Origin of the sequence: Shimia sp. R9_1 (assembly GCF_017743775.1) — a bacterium.
Taxonomy (GTDB): Bacteria; Pseudomonadota; Alphaproteobacteria; order Rhodobacterales; family Rhodobacteraceae; genus Shimia.
The window spans coordinates 25,928-43,699 of record NZ_JAGHRN010000012.1 but is presented as its reverse complement, the minus strand read 5'-3'; the positions used below and the strand labels follow the sequence as shown (position 1 = coordinate 43,699).

16 protein-coding genes are annotated in these 17,772 nt (G+C 54.4%); 9 read left to right on the top strand and 7 right to left on the bottom strand.

All coding sequences use genetic code 11. The features are described 5' to 3' along the window. Positions 1 to 144: 144 nt before the first annotated feature. Both J7399_RS21240 and J7399_RS20505 read right to left on the bottom strand, forming a co-directional pair. On the bottom strand, positions 145 to 351 hold the full coding sequence (locus J7399_RS21240; RefSeq protein ID WP_348539493.1) for an L-rhamnose mutarotase: 207 nt from the start codon (positions 349 to 351) through the stop codon (positions 145 to 147). 49 nt (positions 352 to 400) lie between these two features. Continuing rightward, complete coding sequence (locus J7399_RS20505) at positions 401 to 1,102, bottom strand: GntR family transcriptional regulator (RefSeq protein WP_209089864.1); 702 nt, start codon at positions 1,100 to 1,102, stop codon at positions 401 to 403. Positions 1,103 to 1,242: 140 nt separating this feature from the next. Between J7399_RS20505 and J7399_RS20500 the strand changes: the two genes are divergently transcribed. The 5 genes from J7399_RS20500 to J7399_RS20480 are packed head-to-tail and all read left to right on the top strand — an operon-like array spanning position 1,243 to position 6,580. Then, the gene (locus J7399_RS20500; protein WP_209089862.1) at positions 1,243 to 2,367 is read left to right on the top strand and encodes an enolase C-terminal domain-like protein; all 1,125 of its coding nucleotides are present in this window, start codon (positions 1,243 to 1,245) and stop codon (positions 2,365 to 2,367) included. A 3-nt stretch (positions 2,368 to 2,370) separates the two neighbouring features. Beyond that, positions 2,371 to 3,447 (top strand): ABC transporter ATP-binding protein, encoded by a 1,077-nt coding sequence (locus J7399_RS20495; RefSeq protein WP_209089859.1) that lies wholly within the window; start codon positions 2,371 to 2,373, stop codon positions 3,445 to 3,447. A 27-nt stretch (positions 3,448 to 3,474) separates the two neighbouring features. Further along, a complete protein-coding gene (locus J7399_RS20490; RefSeq protein WP_209089849.1) occupies positions 3,475 to 4,725 on the top strand; it encodes an extracellular solute-binding protein in 1,251 nt (416 codons plus the stop codon). Between the two features lie 52 nt (positions 4,726 to 4,777). Continuing rightward, complete coding sequence (locus tag J7399_RS20485) at positions 4,778 to 5,683, top strand: sugar ABC transporter permease (RefSeq protein WP_209089846.1); 906 nt, start codon at positions 4,778 to 4,780, stop codon at positions 5,681 to 5,683. A gap of 3 nt (positions 5,684 to 5,686) precedes the next feature. Further along, on the top strand, positions 5,687 to 6,580 hold the full coding sequence (locus tag J7399_RS20480; protein ID WP_209089844.1) for a carbohydrate ABC transporter permease: 894 nt from the start codon (positions 5,687 to 5,689) through the stop codon (positions 6,578 to 6,580). 169 nt (positions 6,581 to 6,749) lie between these two features. Here J7399_RS20480 and J7399_RS20475 read toward each other — a convergent pair whose 3' ends face one another. Genes J7399_RS20475 through J7399_RS20455 form a run of 5 tightly spaced genes read right to left on the bottom strand, consistent with a single transcriptional unit; the run spans position 6,750 to position 12,038 of the window. Further along, on the bottom strand, positions 6,750 to 7,655 hold the full coding sequence (locus J7399_RS20475) for an SMP-30/gluconolactonase/LRE family protein (protein WP_209089841.1): 906 nt from the start codon (positions 7,653 to 7,655) through the stop codon (positions 6,750 to 6,752). After that, positions 7,652 to 8,629: an ABC transporter permease gene (locus tag J7399_RS20470; protein ID WP_247743000.1), complete on the bottom strand. Its 978-nt coding sequence runs from the start codon at positions 8,627 to 8,629 to the stop codon at positions 7,652 to 7,654. The genes J7399_RS20475 and J7399_RS20470 overlap by 4 nt, the downstream gene beginning before the upstream one ends. Next, positions 8,626 to 9,552 (bottom strand): ABC transporter permease, encoded by a 927-nt coding sequence (locus tag J7399_RS20465; RefSeq protein ID WP_209089839.1) that lies wholly within the window; start codon positions 9,550 to 9,552, stop codon positions 8,626 to 8,628. The genes J7399_RS20470 and J7399_RS20465 overlap by 4 nt, the downstream gene beginning before the upstream one ends. Then, positions 9,549 to 11,021, bottom strand: coding sequence for a sugar ABC transporter ATP-binding protein (locus J7399_RS20460; RefSeq protein ID WP_209089837.1), 1,473 nt, complete (start codon positions 11,019 to 11,021; stop codon positions 9,549 to 9,551). The genes J7399_RS20465 and J7399_RS20460 overlap by 4 nt, the downstream gene beginning before the upstream one ends. 3 nt (positions 11,022 to 11,024) lie before the next feature. Beyond that, entirely contained in the window at positions 11,025 to 12,038 is a 1,014-nt protein-coding gene (locus tag J7399_RS20455) for a substrate-binding domain-containing protein (RefSeq protein ID WP_209089835.1), read from the bottom strand. Positions 12,039 to 12,249: 211 nt separating this feature from the next. On the opposite strand from J7399_RS20455, the gene J7399_RS20450 reads away from it, so the two are divergent. From J7399_RS20450 to J7399_RS20435, 4 genes are all read left to right on the top strand, one after another. Continuing rightward, positions 12,250 to 13,443 carry an ATP-binding protein gene (locus J7399_RS20450; protein WP_209089833.1) on the top strand — a complete coding sequence of 398 codons (1,194 nt, stop codon included), beginning with the start codon at positions 12,250 to 12,252 and terminating at the stop codon, positions 13,441 to 13,443. Beyond that, complete coding sequence (locus tag J7399_RS20445) at positions 13,440 to 14,165, top strand: response regulator transcription factor (RefSeq protein WP_209089831.1); 726 nt, start codon at positions 13,440 to 13,442, stop codon at positions 14,163 to 14,165. The genes J7399_RS20450 and J7399_RS20445 overlap by 4 nt, the downstream gene beginning before the upstream one ends. Positions 14,166 to 14,374: 209 nt before the next feature. Continuing rightward, the gene (locus tag J7399_RS20440) at positions 14,375 to 16,339 is read left to right on the top strand and encodes a hypothetical protein (protein WP_209089829.1); all 1,965 of its coding nucleotides are present in this window, start codon (positions 14,375 to 14,377) and stop codon (positions 16,337 to 16,339) included. 88 nt (positions 16,340 to 16,427) lie between these two features. Continuing rightward, positions 16,428 to 17,756, top strand: a complete 1,329-nt coding sequence (locus J7399_RS20435) for a hypothetical protein (protein ID WP_209089826.1) — start codon at positions 16,428 to 16,430, stop codon at positions 17,754 to 17,756. Positions 17,757 to 17,772: the final 16 nt, after the last annotated feature.

The window sequence follows — 17,772 nt, the reverse complement described above, 5'->3', positions numbered from 1 at the left end:
TGGCCGCAAAGCACCTCAACCTGCCGTAACTTCGTGACAATCTCTTCAGGCTTGTGTCGCTTGATTCCCATATCTGATCCTCCGTTTCCTAACTATACGGGCGGACCACTTCAGTGGGGGAGGATCACCACCACTCTTGCGTTTTCAGATCGGTAGCAACAAGAGCCATGTCTTTTTCCAGGTCACTTCCATGATATTCCCAATACCCGAACAAAAGACATTCAGCCTCGTGCAAGAGATCGAAATGTTTCGGATATTGCCTTCAGTCATTTTGGCCAGCACTTGAGGCCAAGCCTGTGCATGTAGGTCCCTATAGGTCGAGATTTTCTCCGGCTTGATGCCAATCACCATCCCCATTCGCTGCATATGCTGACCTCTTGCATCCGCAAAATTGCCTAGGCTAGTAAGACACCACTGCTCGGTAGATAGACGCCTCAAAGTGCCTGCGTAAACTCTGGGCTGCTCCATCGTGGTCTTTCTTTTCAACCTGTTCGAAGATCGCCAGATGTTCATTCGCAGCACTCAGCAAATTGCGTACATAGGCGGCATTTTTCTGCATTGAGCGCACCATGCGAATGTTCTGTTGCAGCCGATTGTGGGTCGCCAGCATGGACTTGTTGTTAAGTGCCTCGACAAAACTTGAATGAACAAATTGATCCAGAGCCACAAAAGCAGCGACGTTTGTCATGTTGTCCGGTTCCCGCTCCAAGCAATCGATTAACATCAAATGGCGATCCCGCACAGCTTTCAGCCAGTCGTCATTCACGCTTGCAGCAAAAGATCGAAGTGCTTCCTCTTCAATGAGGATCCGGAACTGATAGTTTTCGCGAACAAATGACAATTCGGGGTTCAGAATGGTCACACCTGCGCGCTGCTTCACTTCGATCAGGCCGTATTCCTCCAGCAAAACCAATGTCTCTCGCAGTGGTGTCAGCGACAAATCAAGTAAATCACATAGCTGTGCCTGAGTTAATGTCGTGCCCGGTGGCAATTGGCCCGTCCCGACGGCCTGAATGAACTTTTCAAATCCCGCATTCCAATGCTTTGGCAGTTCTTCAAGCGTTTCAGGGATGTAAACCTGATCCAAAACCATCTCCGTCATGCGCTGCTTTTCCGATCAATTTTTTGCTTCTTTTAGCACTGACACCAGGCTCCTGAAAACCCCAGGGAGAATTTTTAAACCAAAAAAATATTCTTTACAGGCTTTAAAATATTTTTAAGGTGGCAAAAAAGAGGATTAAAATGAAGATAGCCAAATTCACATGTTGGGTTCATGAGGCACCACGTGCGCCACAAATCATCTGGCGTTTTGGTTTGCCAACGTCGCACGGCGGCTTACCTGACGGCGAAGGTCCACGACTGGCGTCTATCCTCATGGAGACAGAGTGCGGTAGATCCGGTTTTGTCATCGTTGAAATGGGGGACGCGGTACTCGACGTCGTCAGGCGCCGTTTCGCGCATTTCATCGGTGACAACCCTCTGATGACCGAGCGCATGTGGACCCGCGTTTGGGAAGTCGACCGCATGGAAGAGTTCCACCAACGCCAACTTGGCATCCTCGATATGCTGTGCTGGGATCTCAAATCCAAAGTGGCTGAGATGCCCCTTCATGTGATGCTAGGGGGCTCCAGAACGTCGATCCCGGCCTATGCCTCCACAGCGACCTGGAAAGATCTGGCGACCTATGAGCGCAACATCAAAACCTGCCGAGATGTCGGCTTTGGGGCATACAAACTACATGCTTGGGGGCTGGTGAAAGAAGACATTGAATTGATCCGCGCCCTGCGCAAATGGGTTGGGCCTGACGCTCCGCTTATGTTTGATGGATCAGCAGGCTGGGACTACGCCGATGCGCTGACCGTCGGCAAGGCCCTGCAGGACGAAGGGTACATGTGGTACGAAGAGCCGATGCGTGAATTCCACCTCGGGTCCTACGCCAAGCTCGCGGACAAGCTTGATATACCCATTCTGGCAGCAGAAACGTCTGACGGCGTACACTGGAACGCGGCAAGCTGGATTGAGGCCGGGGCGCTCGATATGACCCGTGTCAGCTTCCACTTCAAAGGTGGCTTCACGGGCTCGATGAAGATCGCGCAACTGTCCGATAGCTTCGGTATGCGCGCACAAGTGCATGGCATGGGGCTGGAAAACGCGCAGCTGTGCGGAGCCATCGAAAATAATGATTTTTATGAACAGATCATCTTCGACGAAGACCACATTCACACCCTCAACGACATGGGGGCGATCTCCATCATTGATGGACAATTAAACATCTCTCTGGAGCCGGGTATTGGGCATCACTTTGATCGGGAAAAACTGGATGCGACCGCTTTGTCCAAAACTGTCGTAGATCAGCGGCGGGACTAATCCATGTCCAAGGTTCTGCTTCGCAATATTCGCAAGTCTTTCGGCGCACTTGAGGTCATTACTAGTGTTGATCTTGACATTGAGCCGGGGGAGTTTGTGGTCTTTGTCGGGCCATCAGGCTCTGGTAAATCGACGATGTTGCGCATTCTTGCCGGGCTTGAAGATGCCACCGCGGGCCAGATCCAGATTGGTGATCATGAGGTAACCTACGCTTCTCCCTCTGAGCGCGGCATCGCCATGGTGTTTCAGTCTTACGCGCTATACCCGCATAAATCTGTCTTTGAGAACATTGCCTTCAATCTACGCCTGAATAAGGTTTCAAAAGCGGAGGTGGACAGTCGTGTCCACGAAGCGGCGCGTATTCTGCGCCTTACCGAACTACTGGAGCGCAAACCTAGCCAACTGTCGGGAGGTCAGCGCCAACGCGTTGCCATCGGCCGCGCGATTGTGCGCAATCCCGAGGTGTTTCTGTTTGATGAACCATTGTCAAATCTGGATGCTGCGTTGCGCATTGAAATGCGATTTGAGATCGAAAAACTGCACCGCAATGTCGGCGCTACAATGGTCTACGTGACCCATGATCAGGTCGAAGCAATGACACTGGCTGACCGCATCGTCGCATTTGACGGTGGCAGAATTCAGCAAATTGGCACCCCTCTGGAGCTCTACAATCACCCAAACAATCTCTTCGTCGCAGGATTTATAGGCTCGCCCAAAATGAATTTCATCGCGGCGACTGCGGCTGGCTCGAACTTGGTTCAGATTGAACTGGCAGAGCAAAAATCCGTTGCTCTGAACCAGTGCGACCTGACGGGACAGTCGGATCTGACGCTCGGCATTCGCCCCGAAGCCGTGCAGATCGGAACCGAGCAAACTGACGCTTTGAATTTCAGAGGGGAAATCGTCTCACTAGAACAACTCGGCCACGTAAGTTACGCCCATATCGACTATGGCAGCGAAACACCTCTGGTCGTGCAATTACCAGCCTCAGCCAGCGAAAAACGGGGCGATATCGTACCCGTCTCAATCGCCCCTGACGACTTCCACGTCTTTGATGGCACAGGCCAATCCATCCGATAATCCGGTCACTAAGGGAGGAGACCCAAGATGAAGAAACGGATACTTCTGACAACCGTCGCCGCAGCGCTTGCAGCGGGCAGTGCAACGGCAGATCCGGTGAAGTTGACTGTATGGTCAGACACAGCGCGCATAGAGCCTTTCAAAGCGTTCGATGCCGCCCATGACAACATTGAGCTCGATATTGTTACGGTCGCCCCGCCGGACCAGACTGCAAAATTGCAACTTGCGATGCGCTCAGGGGACGATGTGCCCGATGTGATCTTCATGGCAGAGCTACAGCAGATTGCGCAATTGTCCACCCGCCGTTCAAACTATCTGATGGATCTCAGCGACAAGGTAGACGCCACCGTCGTTGACAGCTTCCTGCCAAGCTCACTCTCGCCATGCGAAACCGGAGACGGACGCCTCCTGTGCTTGCGCAACGATCTGGCCCATTTCATCATTTGGTACAACAAACCGAAGTTTGATGAACTGGGACTGGCGGTCCCGGCAACTTGGGAAGAGTTTGAAAAAATTGGGGAGGTGGCTGCACAAAACGGGATGATCGTCGGTACAGGTACGCAACCGACACCGGTGGTGAATATGCTGATTGCGGGCGGTTGTGAGCCTGGGTTCCTGGTGGAAGGATCCACCGATACGATCAAAATCGATATGGCGAATGACGGTTGCGTTGCAGCCGCAGGCATGGTGGACCGGATGCGCGCGAATGGCGCCCTGAGCCCTCACGGCCCGTTTGAGCCGTCCTTTGTGACCGACGTCAAAGACGGCAAGCTGTTGATGTTTAACGGCCCGACATGGTTTGGTGAACACGTAATGCGACCTCTCTATGAGCTGGATGGCGGCATCGTTGCAGCCTCTGAATCTCTGAAGTTTCAGGATCAGGAGCAACCTGTCGCTTGGAGCTGGGGTGGCGGTGTTTTTGGCGGTTACCACAAATCCGAGCACCCCGATGAGGTAGTGCAACTCATTGAGTGGATGACCACAGACACCGGCCTGCAGGGCAAAGCAACCACCATGCCTGCCCATGCGGACAGTTCCGCGGTTTGGAAAGATCGCGTCGCCAGCGATCCTTGGTATGCCGCAACAGATGTCTACGACAAAATGGAAGCTTCAGCACCTTACGGACATCCTTCATATGCCGGATACCGCTTTGATATCATGGCAGCCTTTGCCAAGATCGACGGAGCATCTGACGACAGCATCGTGGACAAGCTGGCAGACTATGCAGCTGAAATAGAAAACTCCGCCAAAGTTGCCGGGTATAAGATCGCAAACTAACCCTGTTCGGAGGCGGCACACGCCGCCTCCCCTTGCTCGCTCACAGGCATCCATGACACAAATCTCAGCGCCCAATTCAGACCCTAAAAAACGCCGCCGGCAGGATCGCTGGTTCATCATCGCGATGATGGCACCCTATCTGGCATTGCTTGGCTTCTTCGGGATTGCGCCGGTTGTCTATGCGATCGGTCTCAGCTTCATGGACACAATCGACTGGGTGTTCTGGGGCTTCACAAATTACGAATTTGTTCTCAATGACTTCCGCCTGATTGAAGCCATTCAGAATGTGATCACCTATGTCGCCATCTGGCTAACCATGATGGTTGTCGGCATAGCGGGTCTGTCGTTGATGCTGGACGCCCTGCCGGATCGCACGGCGTCTGTACTGCGAACCTCGTTCTTTTTACCTGGCGCGATAACATCATCCGCTATCGTGATCCTCTGGCTCTTTCTTCTGGACCCCGCCGTGAGCCCCTATGGCGCTTTGTTTGAAGCGCTTGGATGGGAGAACCGCCGTCAAGTCGTGTCACATTTCGGCTACCCTGTCGTCTTTGCCTTGATGGCCTATCTCGCCTATTCCGGCGGCTGGATCGTGGTTATTGGCGGCGCGCTTAAAGGCATTTCAAAAGAAGTGGTTGAGGCCGCCCATGTGGATGGGGCCAACCAGTTCCAGATTGCAACGCGGGTCAAATTGCCGATGGTCTGGCGTTCCCTTGCGCTGATGGCCATCCTGTCTTTTGCAAACGGTATCCAGATGTTTGTGGAACCCCAGCTTATGTCGCTGGCAGGATCGACCTATTCACGCCCTGACTGGTCAGTAAACCAGTTGGCGTTCCAATATGCGTTTAACTTGGGTGATTTTGGCGCGTCCGCCGCGATGAGCACCATGCTCCTCGGGGTCGCGATCTTCATCTCTCTCTGCGTTGTCTTTGGCACGCGGTTTTATAAAATGGATTGACCCATGGCCGCTGCTCAGAAAACACCCCCTTTGAATGCCCGGTTGGGATGGTTCATCGTTTGGCTCTGCCTCGGGCTTGCCTTTGTCTTTTACGCCACACCAATTCTGTGGCTTCTACTCGCAGCCTTTCGGGACGAACCCACGCTGTTTTCATCGGGGCCATTTTCTTTGGGTCGCTTTGAGATGTTGGCCCAGACATGGCACAATCTGACAACCTACAATGACTTTCAGATTGGCCGATGGGCCCTGAACTCTGCCATTTACACCATCGGCGGCGTCAGCCTGTCACTGGTCGCGGTGCTCCCGGCGGGGTTCATACTGGCAACTTATGATTTCGCCTTGCGCAAGACCATTTTGGTGCTGACGCTGGTGGCGATGATCACCCCCAACACCGTGGTTGCGCTGCCGATCTTCCTCCAGATGCAGGCCTTCGGATTGAACAACAGCTATCTAGGCATGATCATCGCCACCGCGTTTTTTCCGTTTGGGGTCTATCTCGCCTATATCTACTACGCCACTTCGCTGCCCAATGGGCTCATAGATGCTGCGCGCATTGATGGCGCGAGCCGATTTGAAGTCTTTAGCAAGGTCGCCTTGCCTCTCTCCAAACCGTTGATCGCACTGGTCGCCCTCTTCAGTTTTCTCGCCAATTGGAGCAACTATTTTCTGGCCTTTGTGCTGCTCACCAAAGATGAGCTCTACAGCTTGCCCATCGGCCTTGCCGTCTTGGTCAGCAGTTCCGGCGCATTGGGCAATGATGTGGCCAGCGATATTCCAATCAACAAGCCGGAAGCAATTGTTGCGGCAATTTTGGTCATCGCACCGGTGCTGTTGCTGTTTCTTGCTTCCCAAAAATACGTGCGTGCGGGAACACTGTCAGGCGCTGAAAAAGGGTGAATTGGCCAGCCATATAGATCGCCGCTGGATAACGCAGTCTTGACGACATCGGTCACCAAAAATGCTTGGGCGAAATCCTGTTTGATACGCTCTATCGACGATGATTTCCGTGGGGTGCTCTCGGTCACCCGGAGCCCAAATCGCCATCCGATTGACGACACGAGAACGCTTAGCTCGCTCCGGTATTCACGAAAACGGAATAGACTGAGGTTGTGGCGGTGATGAAGAGGACATTCCCGCGCTCTCCGCCAAAGGTAAGGTTGGCGACCCGTTCAGGGACCAAAACCTTGCCAATCAGATCCCCGGTTGGCGCAAAGACGTGCACGCCATCATTAGCGGAGCACCAGACGTTGTCATAATGATCGACACGCAACCCATCTGGCAAACCATTGTCGATTTCCGCGAAGTCGCGCACACACGCTAACTCTCCGTCGGTCAAAACGTCATAGACTTTTAGAACTGGCGGTACTGAAGCATCATGGCTGCTGCCAGACTCCGCCACATAGAGCCGGCTTTCATCCTTTGAGAACGCCAGTCCATTGGGCTGAACAAAATCTGTTGCAACCGGCCTGATCCACTGTCCGTCAGGGGCCACACGGTAGACGAAATTACCCTCTTGCTCGGGGTCAGCACGGCTGCCCTCAAGATCCGAAAGGATTCCGTATGCGGGGTCAGAAAACCAGATCGAGCCATCGGAATGTACAATCACATCATTGGGGGAATTTAGCCGCTTCCCCTCATGGGCATCTGCAATGACTTTTTGACTTCCATCATGCTCTGTACGGACCACCGAACGCGTTCCGTGCTGACATGTCACTAAACGCCCCTGCAGATCGCGTGTGTTGCCGTTGGCAAAATTCGAGGGCGCGCGAAATACGCTGGTCCCGCCATCCGGTGTCCAACGGCAAAGGCGCTGGTTCGGAATATCTGAAAACAAAAGCTGTCTATGCGCAGGAAACCAGACGGGACCTTCCGTCCAGACATGTCCGCTCGAAATCCGTGTCAGGCTCAGATTTTCGTGAATCAAATCGCGGAACTCGGGCTTAACGATGTCATAGAGCTGTGCACGGGTCATGCGTTGTATCTTTTCCGACTGGCAAGCGCGACGACGCACACAATCACAAGCCCTGTAAGGATCAGTCGTATCCCGGCCCCCAGACCATATGAGTTCAGCATCGAGACGATCAGGAACATGAAAAGCGCTGCGCCCCAGATACCGGGGACGTTCGAATTACCTCCGCCGATCGACGATCCACCGATGACTACGACGGCAATCGACATCAGCATGTATTCAGCCCCCATGTTCAGGTTGGCCCCGCCGGAAAAACTAGCCAGAAGAAATCCGGCAAGCGCGGCGCAAACAGCAGAGTTTACATAGACGGCAAAGCGTACGATGTTTACAGGCACGCCGCTCAACCGTGCAGCGCGCAGATTTTGCCCTATGGCGGAGATCCAACGCCCCGCAATGGCCCTCTCCAACAATACATATGCGAAAACCGCCAGTGCGATCCCGACCAGTGCCACATTGGGTACACCCAGGGTGCCCCCTGTTGCGAATTCTGCCAGAGGTTCGGGCGGTTTGATCCGCAAGCCACGGTTGGACCAAATCGCCAGAGATTGGTAGAGAAACGACGCAGCCAGCGTGGCAATAATCGGCGGGATGCGCAGCAGCAGGATCAGAGCGAAATTCAGGATTCCACAGCCCATGCCCACACCGATCGCAATCAAGAATCCGGGCAGGATCAACTCAATTTGCGTGTCCATGAATTTCAGTGCCAAGGTCGCCGCCAGCGTCATAGAGGCGGGGATCGACAAATCAACATTGCCCGGGCCCATGGTGATCACAAGCATCTGCCCGATACCGACAATGGCCGAAAAAGACGCAAAGGTTAGTGCCGCATAGAGAAGCGATCCGGCTGCGGACCCTGCAACCAAACTGGTCGCAGCAAATGTCAGCGCCGCCGCAATATAAGCCCAAAGCCAAGGTTTGCGGATCAGGCCAGAAAGCCGATTGGCGCTTGGTTCTAAAGACAGCATCTTGTCAGTCATGCGGTAGCCCCTTTGTGTACAAACAGCAAGCGGACCGCCAGAACCAGTATCAAGATCGCGCCCTGCGCACCAATTTGCCAATCCGGTGACAGGCGCAGAAAAGACAGAAAACTGGCCGCCAATGTCAGTGTCAGCGCACCAATCACAGCCCCAAACGGCGAAATGCGCCCGCCGACAAACTCGCCACCACCCAGGATCACCCCAGCTATCGACAAGAGCGTATAGCGCAGCGCGATATTGGCATCGGCGGCTGTCGTGAGCCCAACCAGACACATGCCCGCCAGCACCCCGAACAGCCCCGCCAAACCATACGCCCCCGCGCGCAACTGGACGACAGACCAGCCCGCCCGCTCCATTGCGCGTTCATTTCCTCCGAGCCCCTGCAGGACCACGCCGACCCAGGAACGTTTGATCAGCACATGCACCACAAAAGCAATAATGAGAGGTGCTATCACCGCAATCGGAACCAGAGGTGTTTTGAAAACCATCAAAGCCTTCAGCCACTCAGGGGAAGCGCCACCGGGGGAAGGCAAGATCAACACAGCCAGTCCGCCCCAAACGAAAGACATACCCAGTGTCACCACGATGGCTGGCAGCCCGCGCAACTGTATCAAAGCTCCCAGCGCGGCGTATCCCAGAATGGCAAGCAACAGAATAGAGTAGCCGATTAGTGGCGTGTCATGCACAAATGTCGCTGTCACACAGGCACAAAAGCTGACAAAGGCACCGATGGAGAGGTCAATATCATTGACCATGATAATCATCATCTGGGCAATCGTCGCCAAGGCAACAGGGATCGCCAGATTGAACAGCAGATTTAGCCCGAAATAGCTCATGGCGCGGGGTTGTAAGTAGAAGACGGCGCCCAAAAGCACCGCCAGTGACAGAACAGGCAGCAGCAATCGCATCCGTTCAGCAGTCATTCGGCGGCCTCCTGCATTTCGAAGGAAGCACGCAGGATATTCTCTTCGGTTATTTCTTCGCCAATCAACTCTGCTGCAATTCTACTGGTGCGGAACACAAACACCCGGTCGCACTCCAAAATTTCGTCCGTTTCCGTAGAATACCAAAGAAAGCTACGCCCCCTGGCAGCTTCATCTTGAAGCATCTGATAAACTTCTTTCTTAGTGCCCACATCTACACCGCGCATTGGATCGTCCATCAACACGATGGGTGCAGCGGAGGCAAGCGCGCGGGCAAACAGTACCTTTTGCTGATTGCCGCCTGACAAGGACAGGATCGAATTACGTAAATTATCGGTGCGAATACCGATCCGCTCCTTCCAGCTCTGCACCAATCCAACCTCTGCGCCATGATCCACCATGGCCCTACGGCTGAACTCGTTCAGGGTGGTCAGTGAAAGGTTGCGCAGGATCGACCATAGCGGCATCACCCCATCACGGGACCGGTCGCCGGCGACGAATACGACTTCCGGTGTCTTTGTGGTTTTCCACAAGGGGGAATGATCAAAATAAATTTGCGCCAGCGCTTCGGCCTGCCCATGCCCGGCTAGACCGGCAAGACCTACAATTTCACCTTTACGAGCGCTCAAGCCGTTTTCGGCGCGGATCACTGCATCTCCGAGTGGGCGGTTAGCACGATCGACCACCGCCTCATCATGATCTGGTGCAACATGGCCCATCGCATCCACGATACTGCTACGTGTAAACGCTCGGGCAGGTTGATCGTCAACAATTTGGCCGTCTTTCATGATGATGATCCGGGTCGCGACCTCAAAAATCTCTCCCATCATGTGAGAGATAAACAGAACAGCCCCGCCTGCAGCACAAAACCGGTTGATGTGAGCCAGCAATTGCTGAGCAATCGCAGCGTCGAGCGACGATGTTGGCTCATCCAGAATAACAAGGCTGGGTTCGCTATCCCGATCGGCAAACGCAATGGCGATCTCAACCATCTGCCGTTGCGCAATGGTCAAAGCACCCACGGTGGCATGTGGGCGGATGTCATGCCCGGGAAAAACCAGATCCAGTGCGTCAGTAACTTTTTGCTGCGCAGTGCGCCGCCAATTTCTTCGCGGCATGTTCCGGTACGGGATCCGCAGGTTTTCCAGAACGGTAAGATTTGGACAAAGGGATAGCTCCTGAAACACGCTACGAATTCCAGCGTTTCGCGCGTTCTCACTGTTTGTCATCGCGATATTGGCATAGCGATGCGTCACCGCTCCACCTGTCGGCGAAAGCCGTCCGTTGATCACATTAGCCAAGGTCGACTTACCCGCGCCATTGTGCCCCACCAGACCAACACATTCCCCGGCAGCTACGGCCATTGTTGCTTGGCGCAGGGCATGAACAGGGCCAAAGGACATATCCGCCGCATCGAGCGAGACAACCGGCGCATCTAGTGCGCCGGGTATCGTTTGAGTATCAGGCATAAATTATTTGGCCGCCGCAATCACGTCTTTGGCCTGTTGCAGCGTGTATTCCACGTTTGCGACCGACCCCTTCGGTGTGGTTTTGAGCGCCTTTTCCAGAGAGGCTTCCGAAATAGTCAGGAATGGTACGGTCAAATCCTTGGGAACGTCATTCCCATCGAGAACCTGTTGTGCCACCCAAAATGCGAGTGTGCTGACACCCGGTGCAATGGACAGCGAAGTGGTCTGATACCCGTTGGCCGCTTTTTCGTCAGCCCACCATTGCAATTCATCCTGACGATTGCCCATCACAATGGTCGGCATCGCACGATCCGTTGCGCCAATCGCCTGCGCGGCGCCATATCCATCGCCCCCTTGGGTCACGACGCCTACAATATCGGGCAGGCTGGGCAATATACCGGCAACCGCTTTCTGCGCCACGTCCTGAGCCCAATCACCATGAACCGACCCGACAATTTCGAAATTCGTGTTCTTGACTTCATCATGAATGCCCGCGCTGATCTCGTCGTCAACAAAAACCCCAGCAAGTCCACGGATCTCCAGAAGGTTGCCGCCATCGGGATAGCGCTCAGCCAAGTATTTTACCTGCTCACGTCCCATCTGCTTAAAGTCGACTGCAATGCGCCATGCACAGGGCTCTTGCACAATACCGTCAAACGATACAACGGTAATGCCTGCATCGCAGGCCGCCTTGACTGCGCCGTTGATGGCTGTCGGCGACGCAGCGTTTATAACGATAGCGTCATACCCCTGCAGGATCATGTTCTGAATTTGAGCCGCCTGTTCGGTGGCTTGGTTTTCCGAAGTCGTGAACGCGTCAGCGGCAGCAACGACGCCATCAGCCACCGCTGCGTCACCATTCTTCTGCCAACTTTCAAGCATCGCCTGGCGCCATGAGTTTCCCGCGTAGTTGTTGGACAACGCAATGCGTTTGTCTGATGTGTCCGCTATGCTAGGTGTCGCAACCAAAGCGGCTAATCCGGTCGTAGCACCCAATAAAATGGCCTTAAGTCTCATTGTATCCTCCCTGAGCGGCCACAACGCCGCACATGCATTCTTGAGCCCTAAAAAGGGGCTTGCGCGACAAAGATTCCGGGTTTCGGCGACAAGGGTAAGAGTAGTGCACGCGCATTGCTTGCGGCTTCCCGCAAAGAGGTTGCGGCAACCCGCATGACATGCGGTATCGCTCTGGCTATAGTCTCAAGGCCTGCTTTGCAAAGGGTCTTAAATGGCTGATCTTGCCTATTACCTGCGGATCTCAAACCATCTGGCGGGAAACCTCGATATCAAATCCGCGCTGCGCTCGGTCAAATCCGAGATCGACCGCATTTTGCATGTGGATCACTTGGATGTTTGTCTGGTCGATGAAAACGGGCAGCTCAACACAAGTTACGAAGTCGGCCTTCGCACCAGTTGGAGCCGTACGCGTGCTCCGGTCGCGGTATCACCTGTGCGCGATATCCTGACCGGCAAGTGTGACAGCCTGCTAACGGGCAACGCCTTAGAAGACCCCCGTTACATATTTGAAGGCGCTGATGCAGGACCGATCATCCGGCACCAGATGCGCAGTCGTGTCAATGTCGCGATGAAAGTGCTGGGCCGCACGATTGGCGCCCTCAACTGTTCATCCCAACAGCCAGACTACTACGACGAAAACGCCGTCGAGCAGGTACGCAATATTGCCGATATTTTGGCACCTTACTTTTATGCGTTGCGCGCCACCGAACAAGCCAAACGCGAGGCCATCATGCGTGCTGAAGTGCAGGCGCGCGAAGAAGGCTTGCGGCTTGGGGCGTCAAGTCTGACCGATGCTCTGGAACAGGAACGCCAGCGGATTGGCATGGACCTGCACGACCAAACGCTGGCGGACCTGACGCGGATAAGCCGCGAGTTGGAATGCTGCAAATCGCAACGAGATATCGCCGCTTTGCGCGACCATATGCAGAGATGCATTCAGGATTTGCGAACCATCATAGACATGTCGATCCCTTCTCTGTTGGAACTTTTCGGGTTTCAGCACGCAGTTCGTACACATTTGGAGCGCGCCGTTGGGCCGGACCAGCAACTGGAGATTGATGTACGCGACTTGTCAGATGGGCTTGTCGATCAGTTGCCTCAAGCAAAACGGATCGCACTGTTTCGGATCGCGCAAGAGGCGATTAACAACGCTGTTCGCCACGCGCAAGCGCAGTCCATCACAGTCGAGATCGCCTGCCGCGACGGTTTATATCTATCGGTACACGATGATGGTCAAAAACATCCCGCACTGGAGCCAGCAAGAGCATCGGGCGGCCTGATGCATATGCGCACCCGCGCCCGGCTCATCGCCGCTCAGTTCGATGTCTCCTATTCCAATGGCACCGAGGTCATTGTCTGTCTACCGACATCAGAGTGCACCAGCAAGGACGAGATTCCAGCATGAAGGTTCTCCTGGTTGAAGATGATGCTATGCATGCCAGCTACCTCACGGAACTGGTCTCCGAAGCGCTGCCTGAAGCTATAGAAGTGGAATTGGCCACAAACGGCCGCGAGGGTGAACAGATGGCTCGCGACGATGCTATCGAAGCGATTGTGATGGACCTGCGCATGAAAGAGCGCAACGGGATTGAGGCCGCGCGCACGATTTGGGCCGAGCGGCCGAGCACGCGCATTCTGTTCTGGTCAAACTATTCTGACGAAGCTTATCTGCGTGGCATTGCGCGGATCGTCCCTAGAGAAGCCGCCTATGGATACGTGCTCAAAACCGCGAGCCCCTCTCGCATGCAACTGGCGCTACGCGCGGTGCTGCTCGAAGGCCAGATCATGGTCGATCGCGAGATCCATCAGATTCAAAGCGAACAGAGCCGCTCAAGTGAAGCATTAACCGAAGTCGAGCTAGCAATTCTCTCTGATTTGGCGCTTGGACTGCCGGACAAGATCATAGCGCAGCGCCGCAAACTCGCCCTACGGACTGTGCAGAACCGGTTGCTGTCAATCTATGAAAAGTTGGACGTCAACGACCTGCCCCTGGCGCATGCTGATGTAGCGATCAACAAGCGCGTCAGGGCAGTGTCAAAAGCGATACGCAACCAGATCTTGAATACCGAAGTCATCTCATCTGCGGAAAAAGACCTTGGTGAATGGTTAAGCAAGGCGACTTTTTGACCCTGAGTTTTGAGTTTGCCATTTAGCCTATCGCTCAATCACCGCTAATTCCTAGCTGACTAATCCGCCAATCCATTACCTAGCCTCGCTAAGCGCAAGATTTTCGGAAAAAGACAAACACCAAAACCGTCCTAAATTTCGGTCAAATTTTTCTCAAAGTAACGATCTCAGCGAAAGCGGTAACGATCCGGTAATGCCGCCTGTTCCTGATGCACCCAAGCACCAAGGAGGGCATCATGACAAGAGAAGCAAATGTTGCTTACGCCACCACTAAAGTATCGGAATCCAGCCAAGTGGTCGAGGCACTCAAGTGCCGTGCGGCAGCCATTCCTCTGAGTGCTTTGGCCGTTGAAACCCGCTGCAACGGCGAGGCAGACGCATTTCCCGGCACATGGCCAACGCGGTTTTCCAAAGGATTGGAGCACAATGCTTTCGGAATCGTCACAACGTATTCCTACAATAACTTTTTTGAAGAAATTTCGGATCCTAGCTACACGGACAACATGGGCAACCGGATCGCGCTTTTTGATTCACCGGCATATTGCGGCAGCTTCCAAACCCGCCCCAATGCGGAAGGTAGCGAATTTTCTTGGCGCAATTGGGACATGCCTTTTGCGTACCATCAATTGGTTGCGCAAGCGCCAGAAGCAAACTCTGTTGCCTTAGCGCCCGCGCCCTGCCTAGGGTCGGATGAGTTGGCAGCCGAAATGGCTGAACTTTATGCCATGGCGTATCTCCGGGATCTTTCGTTTGAAGCCATGCGGACCAGCAAGACCTCTCAGCAAGTCGCTGCTGCCTTATCCAATATGCCTTGGTTTGACCCTGAGCAAACGCCAACCGATGCCGAAGGCAATCCGCTCAGCATGGTCTCTTCCAACAGGCGCACGCGAGATGGCGAAAACCTGACGCCGCAAACTCTTTTCCGCGGGTCGAGTGCCGGTTGCGCGGATGGCCCTTATGTTTCGCAGTTTTTGCTCCAAGGGGCTGCTGGGCCAGAAGAAAAGAGCGATGCGCTTCCAGACAAGAGCGCTCAATTTAAGATCGGGCGTTGGGACCCGCGGATCATCGAACGCGCACCCGGTGTAGATTATCTACGTGATTGGGCAGAGTGGCTGGATGTGCAAAACGGCGCCAATACAAAAAAAGAGCGCGCTGCTTTTGAAGGCAAAAAAAAGTTTATTGAAACGCCGCGTGACCTCGCCACGCTGGCCTGCATTGATGCCTCTTGTAAGCCCTATCTAAATGCGGCCGCATTGCTGCTTGATTGGAATACCAAAAGTGATCTTGGCCTATCCCAACATGAGGATAGGCGACATTTTGACGACTCGGGAAAAGAGCATCTTTTGTCCTTTTTGAAAGAGACCGCCAAACGGGCGCACAGGGCCTCTTGGCGGCAGAAATTTGAGACACATAACCGGGCACGCCCCGAAAAACTGGGCAGCGTGGCCTGCTTGGTTGAAAACGGCTATGGCGCAGAGCTTGGCGCGGCGGAGGCGATGGCCACTCAGCATGTGGACAAGCTGGGGTCGGCCTCTTCCAAGGACTTCAACCTGATTGAAGCGATTGTTGCAGCTCCATCTGAACGACGCTTCAAGCACAACACCCGCTCTTGGAGCCGCCTGCCCCAAATGACACGCAACCTATTGTTGCCGGTGGCTTCCCCGGGAGGATCGCCCATGCATCCGTCCTATGGGGCCGGGCATGCAACGATAGCTGGCGGGTGTGTGACTGTACTCAAAGCATTTTTCTGCACCCACAGCGCGGACCAGCGACCGATGTCGTTGAAAGAGGCCGGTGCGCCAGCTGCATTTGTGCCGGAAGACGGAGGCCTGAACCTAAAGGAAACAAAGGGTGACGATGCCTCTGACGTGCTGACCTTGAACGGTGAGTTGAACAAACTGGCTGAAAACATGTCCCTCGCGGGCTGCATGGCCGGTGTGAATTATTATAGCGACAGTTTCGACAGCCTGCGCATGGGCGAGCGGATTGCTGTCGGCATCTTAGCGGAACATATGGCGACCTTCCGCTCGAATGTGACCATGACGCTTGAAACCTTCGATGGTGACTTTCTGACGATCTCTGGCAATGGGGCCGGCAGCTCTGAAATCCGCGTATCTGGCTGTAGCCTGAGTGATTGGTGGACCCGCCACCTGCCACCGCAACCCCAATCGTGACAGGCGAGCAAAAACGACATACCGGTGAATGCTTTGGTGGCCGCGCCGGTGAATTCTTCACCATCCCCCGCAGAGCTTGCCCCAATCTATGCTCTCTGGGAAGGCGCGGCAGCAGGGACTTTCTTGCGGTCGCACAAACTTAATCCCGAATTGTTTGAGGGACGTAACGATGTACACTTTTCAGTCGCCAGGACGCGCGGACCCGGATGTAAGCGATGCGGTTCTTGCCGTATGGAACGACACTATACTCGACAAGATAAATTCGCACAAAGCCAACCCTTTTTTGGTCACTGACCCGTCGCAGATCGCTGATGGCAAAATCGCTCATTCTATCAAATGGCCAGCGAACCCGCGTGAACCCCTGGATTGTCTCGGCGAAGAACTGGCTGTTCAACTTTCGGACTGGGGATGGCCTGGACGGGCAGAGCTGCATAATGAATACCTAGAATATGCGCTGATCATGCGCCCTGACAGCGATGGAAATCTGCGGCCCAAACGGTTCATTGCAACAACCGAACTGATGGAGTGGTGGCAAGCGATGGCGGTTCATGACCTGCCTTACTTCCTGCAGTGTGTAACCAGTATCACTGGCCGACGTTATGAGGCCGAAGAGCTGTTTGGCATCTCTGAGCAGCAATGGAATAGCTTAACTGTCAAAACCCGCACCGAGATCTTCCGCAGAAGGTTGGTTGGGTTCGGCAGGGCACAACCGCCCGAACACCCATTGAATATGGAACATGTGCTGTTCATGGCCGAAAACATCAACGGGCTCAGCGATCTGATTTTTGTCGTGCATTTCGGGTCATTTCCCTATGCGGTCAATCAGGATGGCAAACGCAGACGCGCCAAACTGGAAGAAATCTTCCTGTCGGTAGATCGCGAAGATCTTTATTGCCGTAATGCTGATACCGGCGCAGCTCAGGCAGCCTACGATCAGGTTTTCTTGCGCGGCAAAAACCCGCCTCAGGGGCGGGTGATGGCCTTTGCCAATCCTTTGGGGGTTTACCTGCGTGCGCTCAGAACCAAGGATCTGAGCCTTGATGGTGAACCTGTTCCACAAGAATGGGGGCGCTTTTCTCGAGGAACAGACGGCATGATGATGCGGCTTGAGTTCGGCCCCGGCGACGAAGATCCGCATTTTCTGGATGACCTGCTTTGGACCAACGGGGCGCGAACGTCGCCTGTGTCAGGCTACCTTTTGGCGCGCTTGATCGAGGTGGGACCGCTGGTTGTGATCGGAGATACGCCGCGCCCGATCGCCAATGATGAGTTTCGCGACATCCCCACGCGACCGTGTGCCTCAATTACCCGCGGGCTGCCGAGCTATGAAAGATGCAAACAGATTGCCACCTTCGCGGATCAATATGAAAATCCGCTAGGAGTGGTTCCCGGCACGCGGGGGTTGCGCGAAAGCTAGCAGAGCGCTGGCCGGT